The sequence below is a fragment of the Floridaenema fluviatile BLCC-F154 genome (assembly GCF_041929135.1).
Lineage (GTDB): Bacteria > Cyanobacteriota > Cyanobacteriia > Cyanobacteriales > Aerosakkonemataceae > Floridanema > Floridanema fluviatile.
The window spans coordinates 85,464-97,665 of the sequence record NZ_JBHFNS010000042.1 but is presented as its reverse complement, the minus strand read 5'-3'; the positions used below and the strand labels follow the sequence as shown (position 1 = coordinate 97,665).

Sequence of the window (12,202 nt, the reverse complement as noted above, 5' to 3'; positions counted from 1 at the left end):
TTTTGTAGATTTGCAATTGTTTAATTTTAGGAGCGAAATGTATGAAATCTGTCAAATCTCTGCTGATGGTTGTAAGTAGTGTAAGCTTGACTTTCCTGGGAGCTTGTGCTAACAGCAACCAAGCTACCAATCCAGAGAATAGCTCGAAAAGTACCCCACCAGCTGAGTCAGCGGCACAAACAACTACCCCAGCCAAAACTGGGTCATCCGGTCAGGCCGCAGTGCCTCAAAAAGGGGGTCAAGTTGTCGAGTCAGGTCCCTACCATTTAGAGTTTGTCCCTGAAAAAGAAGCTAATGGAACTCATTTAGATTTCTATTTGCAAAGAGGGGACAATCATGAAGCTATCCCTAACGCCAAAGTGACGGCTCAAGTTCAGCTGCCAGATGGGACTCAAAAGACGCTTCCTCTCACCTATGATACTGCGGGTAAACACTACGCAGCTTTGCTTCCTGGTAAGTTAGCAGGTCAATATCAGGTGAAAATTACTTCGGATATTAATGGAGAAAAGGTAGACGGTCGTTTTTCTTTCAATCTATAATCTCTAGACTTCGCTCGAGTCAAGCTGGCTTAATAACTTACAGTAAATTTTCGAGATTGGAGCATTGATGAAACTGTTTTTCACGATAATTGCTGCGGTTTCTACCCTATTACTCGCTCAAGGTTGTTCGCCATCTGTGCAATCAAGGGAAACATCGAACTCGGCTGCAACAAAACTGCACCAAGAACTTTCGATGGGTAATGAAGGAACACATAACTCTGCTGAATCGAATCCTCATGGAGGGCATTCGATGGAGCAGGGGGAGAATTCAGCTCAAGCTCAAGCTAAACTTACTACTCCAACAAACATTACTCCCAATACTCCTGTTACGTTGGCGATTGATATTCGAGACTCGGATGGAAAAGCGCTCGCCATTTTTGACACCTTTCAAGAAAAACTGATGCACTTGATTGTGGTTAGTGATGACCTTCAGTTTTTCAATCATATTCATCCCATTTATAAAGGGAACGGACGCTTTGAAGTTGAAGCCAGTTTTCCCCAACCAGGTGGTTACACGCTTTTCAGCGATTACAAACCAGCTGGGAAAACAGAACAAATCTCGGTGCTGAAAACACAAGTTCCTGGAAACAGTCCATCTGCCTCAGCAATAGACTTGAATCGCTCTAAAACTTTCGCTGATACTAAGGTTAATCTGACTTTCTCTCAATCCGCACTGAAAGCTGGGCAAGAAGTTATGTTGGTGTTCAATTTACAAGCAGCTGCCAGCAATCAACCCGTTAAAGATTTGCAGCCTTACTTGGGAGAACGGGGGCATTTAGTCATTGTCAAACAATCATCCCCATTGACAGAAGCAGATTATATTCATGCTCATGCTCACGCGATGGAAAATATGCCACCCGGAGAAGTTCATTTTATGACCAGCTTCCCTAAACCAGGAAAATATAAGCTCTGGGGGCAGTTCAATCGCAATGGCAGAATCGTAACAGCTGATTTCTGGGTGAATGTCCAATAACTGCGCTAATATTTCATCTTAATTTCATAATTACCTGTCAACCTAGTTAATAGGGGGAACATCCCCGTTTGGCAAAGACATCATCAGCTGGATAAACCCATCAACAGTAAGGCAACCATCTAAATAACCCCCGCTATCAGGTGGGAAAAGGGGGTAGTTGACTATGGATTTATAAAGTCGAGATGCATCTATTAATAACAGGCTCTTTTATTCACAGTGAGTCTGAAAGTTGGTTGACGTAGTTGATTCCTAGTAGAGTCAAGATGAAGAGAACACTGGTTTACACTGTTGCGTTTAGTTTGGTAGCCGCAGCTTTAATTCCTGCTGCCTGGGCAACTGGAAGACCAAACGATGCTAAAGTTTCCCATCTAGTTGATAGTACTGTCTATCCTGATAGCGCTACTGTTCAGAATGCTACCCATCAGTTTGAGGTTCACGTTCAAGGAAAAGCTCTTTCAGAACTTTCGATTGATTTACCAGAAGAAGTAAGCATCACTAATGGAATTGAGGTAAAAAATAAATCAGGTCAAAAAATTCCAGCAACAGTTTCTATTAATGACAGAAAAGCTACTGTGGTTTTCTCCCAACCAGTAGCTCCTGAGACGATGCTGTCAGTCTCTCTACAAGGCGTTCAGACTCCAGGATATGACCAAACTTGGCTGTACCGATTCTACGCTAAGAAAGTTGGTTTAACTGCTGAAATTCCACTGGGTACAGCTCGGATTCAAACCTACAGGGGATAAAGAGATACTGCTGCTTATTCCTGATTTGATTCAAGGGATTTGGGCGAATAAATAGGGGGTTGATTAAGTTAATTATTCAAGGAGAATCGCGATGAAAAAGCTGATTTATGCAGGTGTAGCGTTTACCCTAATAATAGCTGCTTCCATTCCCTCTGCTCGAGCAGCTGGAAGCCTACGAAATGCCAATGCTCCTCACATTGTCCATAGTGGCTCACATACTAGCAATCCTCGTTTCCTTGACGCTACCCATCATTTTGAGATTCATGTTCAAGGGCCTGCCCTTTCAGAACTTTCAATTAATTTGCCAGAGGATCTGAGCATTCGTAGGGGAATTGAGGTAGAAAATCAATCAGGTCAAAAAATCCCAGCGTCCGTTTCTATTGCTGATAGAAAAGCTACAATAGTTTTCTCTCAACCTGTACCTCCTGAGACAACGCTAAGCTGCTCCGCAGCTAAATTTTATAATATAATGTTAAGGGTTAAAAGTAAAGGCGACATAAATGCCAGCTAAGAATCATTTATCTCAAGAGCAAAAAGAAAGGCTACTCAGAGCAATGAGAAAAAATGAAAATCCTCAAATTAGAGAGAGATTTTTAATTTTATTGCTAATGAATGATGGAAAAACATATCAAGAAATAGCTAAGTTTTTAGGAATTTCATATCCAACAGTAGCATATTGGGGAGTTCATGGCGATCCAGATAAGATGGAAAGCTTTGCAGACGGAAGAAGTCAAGGGAATTTTCGGAAAGCCACTGCTAAATATGAAGAAGTATTACTAGAGGTAGTAGAAAAAGAACCATTAGAATATGGATACGAATTTGGTAGATGGACAGCAAATAGATTGGCGACTTATCTAGAACAAGTAACAGGAATTAAGTTAAGTGGTTCGCAAGTTAGGAGAATATTGGAAAGAAAAAAGTACGTCTACCTTTGGGCAAAGTATAGCCTAGAGGACCAACAAAATCCAGTTCAGAGGAAAGCGTTTAAAGAGAAATTAACGGATTATTTAAAAATATCTAAAGAAGCGCCAGAGCGCTTACAGGTATGGTTTTGGGACGAGAGTGGATTTAGTTTAAGAGTGGTTAGAAGAAAAACCTGGGGTCAAAAAGGTAGCCGCAAAAAAATAACAGGTCAAAGGAGAAGAGGAAGAGTAAATATTATGGGAGGCTTACGATATAATGACAAAAAAAGAATAAATTTTGTCATTAAAAAAGGAGATGCAGATACATTTTATCAACAAATTAGAGCTTTGCATAGTTTTCTAAAACAAGAATGGGTAGAGATAGGAAATTTGGCCGAAAATTTTCCAGAGTTCGGGCCAAAAATTCTGATTGTTTTAGACAATGCTAGCTTTCATAAAAGAAAAGATATATTAGCTCAAATAGAGGCGGAAATGCCAAATATTAGGCTAGAGTTTTTACCTCCTTACAGCCCAGATTTTAATTTGATTGAACTGGTTTGGCACTCAGTAAAAGAATATATCGCTCATAGATTGTTTGAATCTGTAGAACAGTTAGAAGATTTGCTAAACAAATTGTTAAATGAAGGACAGCTTATCATTAATTGGTCTCGCAAAATTAAAAACAAGGGAAATGCTATTTATTAAATTTAGCTGCGGAGCAGCTTATCAATCAAGATGCAAGGTGTTCATGCTCGATTTTATCGGAGTATTAGGCAGTACATGGTCTATGGCAAGATAGTTGGTTTGAATGCAGAAATTCCATTCGGTACAGTTCGGATTCAAACCTCCTCTCGATAAAAAGCTTTGGTAATCAAAGTGACATATACTCGACTGTGCTGCGTAACCATTACAGCCGAGAGTTTCTTACATCATCGTCAGTTTGATTGGGGAACTTCTAAAAAAGGACTGGTATTTCATCTTGATTTCATAACTACCTGTTAATTTACAAAGTAATGGCTCAATAGACTCTTTTCATACACTCCTGATTAAGGAACCTTTTAACTCTTACACTCTTTAATTTGGAAAAAGAGTCTGTTGAGTTTTTCTTATAAGAAAAGTAGTTCTGAAATTCAGTTGATTTATGCGGCACCCCTATGAAAATTTTTGGATTTGTTTTTACCTCGTTAAAAGGCTAAAAAGCCTTGTTTAGAACATTCAAAATTACAGATGACGGGTTAATTCTATGAGAGTGCTGTTAGTTGAAGATGAGCTAGACTTGGGTGCTGCCATTAAGCGAACCTTAAACCAGGAAAAGTATGTGGTTGACTGGGTTATGGACGGCACTGAAGCTTGGAACTATTTAGAAAATCAGTGGACGCAATATACGCTGGCTATTTTCGACTGGTTAGTGCCAGGGTTGTCAGGATTAAAGTTACTGCAATTATTGCGTGCTAGAAACAATCCTCTACCAGTCTTGATGCTAACAGCAAAAGACCGTCTGGAAGATAAAGTCGCTGGTTTGGATGCGGGAGCAGATGATTATTTGGTGAAGCCGTTTAGGATGGCAGAACTGCTAGCAAGGGTGAGGGCACTTCAGCGGCGATTGCCTCAACTCCAACCTCAACAACTTCAGGTGGGTAGCCTTATCCTAGACTACGGAACTCGAACTGTTTATCATTTCGCTCCGAATGGGGGCAAGCAGCAGATTTCATTGACTAATAAGGAGTTTCAACTATTAGAGTATTTCATGAAGCATCCCAACCAGATTGTTACCAGCGACCAGATTCGGAATCAGCTTTGGGAAGTAAGCGCAGACGCTATTAGTAATGTAGTGGCAGCTCAAATTCGCTTGCTCAGACGTCAACTAGCACAAGTAAGTATAGCTCATCTGATTGAAACAATTCATGGTACGGGCTATCGCTTTATTGCTACCAATGAACCAAAATAAGCTATTTTCTCAGACTCGTTGGCGACTAGCCAGCTGGTATGCTGTCGTCATGGGCTTCATCCTCAGTCTGTGCGGTTTAGGGCTATACCAAGCAATTGTCCATGCCCACTTGCAAACCCTAGATCGGGAGTTGGAAGCGGTTGCTGGAACGCTGCATGACAGTATTGAGAATACACTCAAGCAACCCGGACGCTTAGAAGCAACTGCTCAGCAACTTTTACCAGAACGAACAGAGAAACGTCACATTTTAGGAGCAATTCATCAAGGTGACTATTATGTGCGGTTATTAGACCGTTCTGGACGAGTTGTTGCTATGGCAGGTTTTGCGCCTGATGGATTGCCTTTAACATCAGGAAAAGAAACTTGGGCTACGATCAAAGATGTCCAAGGAAATCGCTATCATCAAATTTCTCTAACGCTGCATACTCGGAATAATTTTTCTTGGGGATATATGCAGATGGGGAGAAGTCTCAAAGATTTAGATAATTACTTGGCAAATGTGAAATTGATTTTGATATTCGGGTTGCCAATCGCAATGATTTTGGTAGGCGTTTCCAGTTGGTGGTTAGCTGGGTTAGCGATGCAACCAATTTACCAATCTTATAGACAGATAGAACAGTTTACAGCGGATGCTGCCCACGAGTTGCGGACGCCTTTAGCTGCTACACAAGCAACAGTTGAATCAGCACTGGGGTTGCCTCACCTGGATGAAAAAGAGACGCGAGACATCCTCCGAACAATAGAGCGTCAAAACCAAAGGCTAATTCAGTTGGTGGCGGATTTGCTGCTACTGGCACGCTTGGAGCGAAAAGCGATGCCGATGCGACTAAAACCCTGTTGCTTGAATGACGTAGTAAGCGATTTAGTTGAGGAATTAGAAGTGTTAGCTCTATCGGCTAAAGTGAGGCTGAAAAATGAGGTACGGGTGCCGTATCCACTGGAAGTTGTGGGTGATGAAGAGCAACTTTATCGCCTAGTTTCTAATTTAATTGTGAATGCGATCCAATACACTCCAGCAGGGGGGCAGATAACTATGATTTTAGACCGCAGCAATGGTCATGCTTTGATTGAGGTTCAAGATACAGGCATTGGGATTGCCCCTTCTGAGCAAAAGCGGATTTTCGACCGCTTCTATCGCGTGAATAGCGATCGCTCTCGCACCACTGGCGGTTCGGGTTTGGGGTTGGCGATCGCGAGCGCGATCGTTCAGGCACACGGAGGTAGCCTTACTGTGCAGAGTGAATTGGGCAAAGGTAGCACGTTCGCGATTCGATTGCCTTGTATTTCTAAGTGTTAGCATGGGAAAAATTTTTCTGTTTGTTCGCAAATTCATCAATTGTTTTTTACTCATAATTTGTTGAAGTTCTACCAGTCAAAAAACAATCAAGTGGTCAAGACTAAAAGTGACTCGATATCAATAGGGTTTGAATTTTCATAACACTTGGAAACAAACTGGTATTTATTCTTTCTTTGACCTTCTAGTTACCACAAGCGAACTATCTGATATTGGCTCAGAAACTTCTTTAGGGGGGGGATAGTGCTTGATCAGTATCCTCTCCACTTCGTTGCTAATTTTGCGATCGTCTTTTTCAGCAGCAAGTTTAATTCGTTCGAGCAAATCCTCATCCAACGATAGCGTTATCCGTTTCCTTGCCATTTTTATCCGTTAAGAACACCAATTTTATCGTACCAGTATGAAGTGTATGAGAAGTATGACAAGTATGCTATTCTAACGGTGTAAAGACAGCAAGCTCTTAGACAGTGGAGGCGAGCAGTCGATACAATAGTCCGCCCTACTAGAAGCCGCGCCGTCCTTACGAGAGCAATTACTGGCTCAATTGGACTCTAGTAGGCGAGGACACAAAGCCCCAATCCCCAAATAAACAACCAGGGCTATCAAAATGAATGACCACAAGACAAGGTCGCTGGTGGTGAGCGACCAAATTCAGTATGTTAGGCTTGACCGACTCAAGCCGCATCCTCGCAATGAAGAAGTTTACGGCAGCGGTGAGAGTATTACCGACTTGGTAGAATCCATTAAACTCAAAGGTTACGTCCAACCGCTAATCGTCAAAACAGACGGCACGATTATCAGCGGTCACCGTCGCTGGAGAGCGCTTACCGCGCTGGGGTGGAAGGAAGCACCAGTTGTTATCTGCCACTTTGAGACCGAAGAAGACGAACTGTTCGTCCTCATAGCAGAGAACCGCCACCGCCAGCAAACACCCGTGCAGAGAATCCGCGAAGGCATGACGGTAGAACCTATCGCCCGAAAGCTGAGAAATAACCGCGCAGCTCAAGAAGCTCTCCGTGTAGTGGAAAATTCAGGTTTGCCCCAGTCAGAGAGCCAGGAACTATCAATGGAAAATTTTCCATTGGACTCGCTCAAGCTGGGGTTAACGGAAAAGGAAATGGAACTGACGGAAAATATCGTCGCGGCTATCGTTGGCTTGGGGTGCGGCAGAAACTATAGGAAGGGACGCACCGCTGTCAAAGCCGCCGATCACCTCAAAAAAGACTGTACGGAGCTGGCAAGAGTGTGGCTTGATATTATCAACGAGCGCAGTATAGATGCGGGATACCAGCTGGCAAAGATGTCGGAGAACAAACAAAAGGCTACGTTAGAAGCGATTGCATCAGGAGCAGCAAAGACTCCCAAGCAAGCCAAGGCTCTGATTAAGGCGAATTCACCAAAATCTTCATCCGCCGAGGGAGTAAGGGACAACAGCAATGACACTAACGGGGTCAGCGATCGCAATTCAAAATCTCAAACCGATGCAGAGAAAGAATTGGGAATAAGCGGAGCAACTGAGAGTCTAACGAACGAAAAATACTGGACATCAGACAGCGTAGGGTCTTGGGTAATTATCAAAATTCCTTTGTTTCCTCTAGAGAAAACTCCTGAAAGGAAATGGAATGGATTCTGGGGTAGGATTACCGAAGTCGGAGCAACGCTCAAGGTTGATATAGGACTGGAGGTAGTGTCACTGCTTCAATCCGATGTCGAGCTAATCGAAAACCCAGCGCCAAGTTTTTGCAAAGTCGCAGAACGGGTTCTAAGACTGCAAAGCTTTGATACGGTGCATGAGTTTGGAAAAGTTATCTTGAACAGGATACAACAAACCTTGTCTTGGGATGCAGCAGCGCTAACCTATTTAGACGCTGTTGAACAGATTGAACTGGCACGCCGAGCGATAGAACAAGCACTATAGTATGTTTTCGTTCAGTAATAGGCGTTTATGACATTCCGATTGCAGCAATTACGCTCGCTAATAATTTAATTCTAGTTACTCACAATACAAATGAATTTAATCGAGTAGAAGGGTTGCAAATTGAGGATTGGGAGAGTGCTTAAACGAACACACCCAAGCTTACTGAAAAGCCCTACCTTACTTTTCAGTTAACTGATAGTATCGACAGCCCAGCACATACAAGCGACTAGCGTCGCACCGACGGGTAAGCAGTACTGTCTTACCCGTCTATGCAAGTCATCTCAATTACCGATTTAACCTCCCTAGTCAATCCAACCCGACTAGCTGTACCCATTGATACCGAGCAACAATACTTTCAGCTAGCAATGAAACAAACTTGCATGAAACTTCCCACCGAACCACTGCTAGTTGCTCATCCGCAAATTGATAGATGGATGATGGAAATAGGTGTTTTATTTCCTGAAGTATTTGAGTGGGAACCTCCTCAATTTCTAGTAGATACTCAGTTCATTGCCAAACTTTGTACCAACGAAAAAGACGTGTGGGTGCAAATAAACACAAATGCAGCTTTTCTGAAAAATCGATATGTCAACATAATTGAATGGACAATTCGGCTTCCGGCATTAAATTGGTCTGATAAAGTAAAAATGTGGATAACAGCAGAATCTCTCTCATTGCCGCCAGAAAACCTCAAGCTGACAATCTTAGCACTGCACCCCACCCATCCAGGGAAAAGGTACGAAATCAGTTGGGACAGCCAGCAACACGAAGAAACAAGAGATTGGCTTGTGTCCGTTCTGGCAGGACAGGCAGCACCAACTACTACTCAAGTGAGATTGCCTCTGGCGATCGCAACCCCAACTCATTTCGACATCAAGAAAATTGCAGAGGTGGAAATCTAGAACGCATCTAGGTGCTATCTTTCCTGTGCGTAGGCGATACGCCGAGCCGTAGGCATCGCATCTTGAATTCCGCCAAACCCCTTTCCCTAACTCCAATGGAAAATTTTCCATTGAGCCTCGAACTGGAACCCCTAACGCTTGCCAATACCGCCAGTGGAAAAGACCCGTTTCGACCGCTTAGCCTTACTGACAACAGAGTCCAGCGGGTCAGACCCATACCTTTTACTTGAACCTGAAGCCGCCTGCGACTCTTGAGGAACGTTACCCCCAGCATCCGGCAGCGGTAACATCCGTTCTGCTTCCGCAATGCGATCGTACAAAGCAGCTGTAAGCTGTTCCAAGCTAGCAAGTTGCACCCGACTTTCCAGCCGAGGTCTAACCTGTTCCTCCCAAAGCGCTTCACTTTCGCTTTGCCGTTTCAAATCCGCTTTCGGAATCGGAATAGTCAGCGCGTAAGGAATCGACCCCTCACCACCGGAACTATAACCGGGATTAGTAATCACGCATCGACCTTGGGGAAACCGCAAAATCTCGTCTACCGAAAACAGCGGCATTTTTTGCAGTGATTCGTTCCAACTAATTGATTGACTACCCTGCGACTGACCACCTTGAGAACGACTGGTAGACTTGCTTTTGATTAGCACTTCTTTATCCCCATAGCGTTCCGAGTACTTTTTGGCAGTATCCGTATTGCCGGGATTGAATAAAATGTGAGTACTGCAAGCAGAAGCAATAGCTGCTCCCATTTTCTCACCATATCCTTCGTAAAGTTGCTCCAAACTTTGAATTCCTAAAATAAAACAAGCACCGTTGGAGCGATATTCGTTAATCCATTGTGGCATCCTATCTAATCGAATCGAAGGAAATTCGTCAAGGGAAATAATCAACGGGTCTTTACGGGGACGACTTAAATTAGAAACAACAAGTAAGTGAATAGCAGCAGCTAATAATGGCCCAACTACAGAACGCCGTTCGTCATCCAACTTGAATATAATCATCTGCCGACCTTCTATTTTAGTTGGGATATTGGACTCTCCCAAAAAAGCTCGTAATAAGTCAGCTTGAATAAAACTACTGAAAGTTCCCGCCGCCGTCGTGAGAATCCCGGAAATAGTTTTTTCGGCTTCTTTAGCACTCAAAAACTGGTTGAAACTAGTGGCAATCCATTCATCAATTTGCCGAGATTGAATTGCATAATCGATGCGTTTGACTAAACTTGGCAACCTCATTATGGCATAAAGCATTGCCATATCGGGATACTTAGAACCCTTAACTAACTGAAGCAATGCTTTAGCTAATAAGTCCCCAGCTTTGGAGAAAAATTCATCGCTTTTCCCCTGACCGGAACTAGCATTTCGATTAATAACTTGACCGATTTCGCCCGCCATTACCGAATCTTGTGGTGATTTCATAAAGTCGAGAGGATTGATTACACCAGAATAAGATTCTCCTGGTGCAAACGTCCAAACTTTATAACCGTAACGTGCCGCTAATGGTGCGTGTAATTTAAGTTGTTCCCCTTTTTTATCGTAGATAATAATCGGAAATCCTTGCACCATTGCGCTTTCAATTGCTCGATCTATTGTGGAAAAAGTTTTACCGGAACCGGGCGCACCGATTACTAAAATCGAGCGTTCTGCATGAGGCAACCAAACAGTCGGACTACTGCCTAAAGCTGTTTGAATATTAGCAACTAAACCCCTCAATCTTCTCCCATTCCACCAATAACGAGGGCTACCACACCATAATGTAACTTTATTGTGTTTGCGCTCTTTAATTTGTTTTAATGCCAACATACTAGCTGCCATCTTTTCCGAAGTACCGCACAGCTTCCCGGTGGTAATCTTGCCTTTGCTATTTCCCATAAAGCGAGATAGTAAAAGCAGAAAGATGAAAAAACCGATAGTTACATAACCTCCAGGATTATTATATTGTTGTAGAATACCACCCAAGTTTATTGACGATATTGGCATAGGTTGCTCTGTTCTGCTCCCAGTTTGAGCAAAAACCTGGTTAGATTGAGCGAATAAAAATTTGATTTCAAAACTCATATTACTTGTAGTTACAAATTAATAGTGATAGATAAGTCAGTTTAACTACGATAATGTTGGATTTTGATAAACCTAATGGATGATAATTATCACCTAACAAATCAGCCTTTTGGTTAAATAAAATGTTTGAATGCTTTACTGCTAACGCAGTATTAGGTTGCTCAAGCGAGTTTAATAAATGTTATGAACAAGCATCAAAAAGAGTGGTTAGCCCAGTTTTTTTCCAGGCATCCTGACTATAAAGTTTCTCAACCAAGTGGGATTATCAGATTAGCAGCCGGTGGAATTTCAATTACTTTTGAACGAACCGAATGGATTTATTTGGAGCCAACCTCTGCTCAATATTCTGGTGAATATTTACCTGGTTTTAAGTGGCATTATATAACAGCAAGATTATCTAGAAAAGGTGAATTGCTTTCCGATATAACTTATAGCTGTAAAGTAGCTTCTTATCCTCAATGTCGGCTTAAACCAAATGAACTTGATAAATATGAGTTAGAAAAAATCAAAATCAAACAAGGAGAACAACTTAATCTACCCTTTCATTTAGTTGTACTAACAACCAATCAACCTCCGTTACTCAAAGGCAGTTTTTATCGAACTAAGCGGCGATATAGAAGTAGAAAAGGAAATGCGAGAAAATGTTGTACTTCCAAATCTTTCCAGAGGGAATTACCATTTTTGAAACCTAAACTTTTGGCTCCTGATACTCAATTTGTTACTCTTACTTGTAGTGATGGCGTTGATATAAAAGTGCCTGAATATTTGATGAATTTGCTAGAAGAAGCAAATGCTAGTTTATCGGAAAAAGAGGATGCGGCGGATTTGTATGCGATCACTGGATTGCACGCAGCTATTAACTTTGTTGAAGGGCTGCCATTATTGCGAGCAAGAGCAACACAAAACCAGTCTCCTTGTTAGAGCTAAGATGT

Annotated in this window: 12 protein-coding genes and 1 pseudogene; 11 read left to right on the top strand and 2 right to left on the bottom strand. The window is 42.4% G+C overall.

The genetic code is table 11. From position 1 onward, the window contains the following. The first annotated feature begins 41 nt into the window (after positions 1-41). The 7 genes from ACE1B6_RS09960 (at position 42) to rppB (ending at position 6,402) form a co-directional block, all read left to right on the top strand. Entirely contained in the window at positions 42-539 is a 498-nt protein-coding gene (locus ACE1B6_RS09960; protein WP_073594854.1) for a hypothetical protein, read from the top strand. Between the two features lie 67 nt (positions 540-606). Continuing rightward, positions 607-1,512, top strand: coding sequence for a hypothetical protein (locus ACE1B6_RS09955; RefSeq protein WP_413257097.1), 906 nt, complete (start codon positions 607-609; stop codon positions 1,510-1,512). 263 nt (positions 1,513-1,775) lie between these two features. Continuing rightward, positions 1,776-2,255 (top strand): DUF2808 domain-containing protein, encoded by a 480-nt coding sequence (locus tag ACE1B6_RS09950; RefSeq protein ID WP_073594856.1) that lies wholly within the window; start codon positions 1,776-1,778, stop codon positions 2,253-2,255. Positions 2,256-2,346: 91 nt separating this feature from the next. Further along, positions 2,347-2,766 carry a hypothetical protein gene (locus tag ACE1B6_RS09945; protein ID WP_413257096.1) on the top strand — a complete coding sequence of 140 codons (420 nt, stop codon included), beginning with the start codon at positions 2,347-2,349 and terminating at the stop codon, positions 2,764-2,766. After that, positions 2,756-3,862 carry an IS630 family transposase gene (locus ACE1B6_RS09940; RefSeq protein ID WP_413257095.1) on the top strand — a complete coding sequence of 369 codons (1,107 nt, stop codon included), beginning with the start codon at positions 2,756-2,758 and terminating at the stop codon, positions 3,860-3,862. The genes ACE1B6_RS09945 and ACE1B6_RS09940 overlap by 11 nt, the downstream gene beginning before the upstream one ends. A 538-nt stretch (positions 3,863-4,400) precedes the next feature. Beyond that, positions 4,401-5,105, top strand: a complete 705-nt coding sequence (gene rppA / locus ACE1B6_RS09935) for a two-component system response regulator RppA (protein WP_073594858.1) — start codon at positions 4,401-4,403, stop codon at positions 5,103-5,105. Continuing rightward, entirely contained in the window at positions 5,092-6,402 is a 1,311-nt protein-coding gene (rppB, locus tag ACE1B6_RS09930) for a two-component system sensor histidine kinase RppB (protein WP_413257137.1), read from the top strand. Before rppA ends, rppB begins: the two co-directional genes overlap by 14 nt. 162 nt (positions 6,403-6,564) lie before the next feature. Here rppB and ACE1B6_RS09925 read toward each other — a convergent pair whose 3' ends face one another. Further along, a complete protein-coding gene (locus ACE1B6_RS09925) occupies positions 6,565-6,762 on the bottom strand; it encodes a DUF6364 family protein (protein WP_073594860.1) in 198 nt (65 codons plus the stop codon). 244 nt (positions 6,763-7,006) lie between these two features. Here ACE1B6_RS09925 and ACE1B6_RS09920 point away from each other — a divergent pair, with 244 nt between their 5' ends. The 3 genes and pseudogenes from ACE1B6_RS09920 to ACE1B6_RS09915 all read left to right on the top strand — a co-directional run bounded on the left by ACE1B6_RS09920 (position 7,007) and on the right by ACE1B6_RS09915 (position 9,219). Then, a complete protein-coding gene (locus ACE1B6_RS09920) occupies positions 7,007-8,317 on the top strand; it encodes a ParB/RepB/Spo0J family partition protein (protein ID WP_073594861.1) in 1,311 nt (436 codons plus the stop codon). 17 nt (positions 8,318-8,334) lie between these two features. Then, positions 8,335-8,460: pseudogene (locus tag ACE1B6_RS30055) on the top strand (type II toxin-antitoxin system VapC family toxin); the annotation flags it as partial. A gap of 126 nt (positions 8,461-8,586) precedes the next feature. Beyond that, the gene (locus tag ACE1B6_RS09915) at positions 8,587-9,219 is read left to right on the top strand and encodes a hypothetical protein (protein ID WP_413257094.1); all 633 of its coding nucleotides are present in this window, start codon (positions 8,587-8,589) and stop codon (positions 9,217-9,219) included. Between the two features lie 131 nt (positions 9,220-9,350). Here ACE1B6_RS09915 and ACE1B6_RS09910 read toward each other — a convergent pair whose 3' ends face one another. Then, positions 9,351-11,192, bottom strand: coding sequence for a type IV secretory system conjugative DNA transfer family protein (locus ACE1B6_RS09910; RefSeq protein ID WP_413257093.1), 1,842 nt, complete (start codon positions 11,190-11,192; stop codon positions 9,351-9,353). Positions 11,193-11,453: 261 nt separating this feature from the next. On the opposite strand from ACE1B6_RS09910, the gene ACE1B6_RS09905 reads away from it, so the two are divergent. After that, positions 11,454-12,191: a hypothetical protein gene (locus ACE1B6_RS09905; protein ID WP_413257092.1), complete on the top strand. Its 738-nt coding sequence runs from the start codon at positions 11,454-11,456 to the stop codon at positions 12,189-12,191. Positions 12,192-12,202 lie beyond the last annotated feature (11 nt).

What these genes read in the sequence shown, in the direction of transcription:
- ACE1B6_RS09960 (WP_073594854.1), top strand. Translation starts at nt 42, where the DNA reads ATGAAATCTGTCAAATCTCTGCTGATGGTTGTAAGTAGTGTAAGCTTG.
- ACE1B6_RS09955 (WP_413257097.1), top strand. Translation starts at nt 607, where the DNA reads ATGAAACTGTTTTTCACGATAATTGCTGCGGTTTCTACCCTATTACTC.
- ACE1B6_RS09950 (WP_073594856.1), top strand. Translation starts at nt 1,776, where the DNA reads ATGAAGAGAACACTGGTTTACACTGTTGCGTTTAGTTTGGTAGCCGCA.
- ACE1B6_RS09945 (WP_413257096.1), top strand. Translation starts at nt 2,347, where the DNA reads ATGAAAAAGCTGATTTATGCAGGTGTAGCGTTTACCCTAATAATAGCT.
- ACE1B6_RS09940 (WP_413257095.1), top strand. Translation starts at nt 2,756, where the DNA reads ATGCCAGCTAAGAATCATTTATCTCAAGAGCAAAAAGAAAGGCTACTC.
- rppA (WP_073594858.1), top strand. Translation starts at nt 4,401, where the DNA reads ATGAGAGTGCTGTTAGTTGAAGATGAGCTAGACTTGGGTGCTGCCATT.
- rppB (WP_413257137.1), top strand. Translation starts at nt 5,092, where the DNA reads ATGAACCAAAATAAGCTATTTTCTCAGACTCGTTGGCGACTAGCCAGC.
- ACE1B6_RS09925 (WP_073594860.1), bottom strand. Translation starts at nt 6,762, where the DNA reads ATGGCAAGGAAACGGATAACGCTATCGTTGGATGAGGATTTGCTCGAA.
- ACE1B6_RS09920 (WP_073594861.1), top strand. Translation starts at nt 7,007, where the DNA reads ATGAATGACCACAAGACAAGGTCGCTGGTGGTGAGCGACCAAATTCAG.
- ACE1B6_RS09915 (WP_413257094.1), top strand. Translation starts at nt 8,587, where the DNA reads ATGCAAGTCATCTCAATTACCGATTTAACCTCCCTAGTCAATCCAACC.
- ACE1B6_RS09910 (WP_413257093.1), bottom strand. Translation starts at nt 11,192, where the DNA reads ATGCCAATATCGTCAATAAACTTGGGTGGTATTCTACAACAATATAAT.
- ACE1B6_RS09905 (WP_413257092.1), top strand. Translation starts at nt 11,454, where the DNA reads ATGAACAAGCATCAAAAAGAGTGGTTAGCCCAGTTTTTTTCCAGGCAT.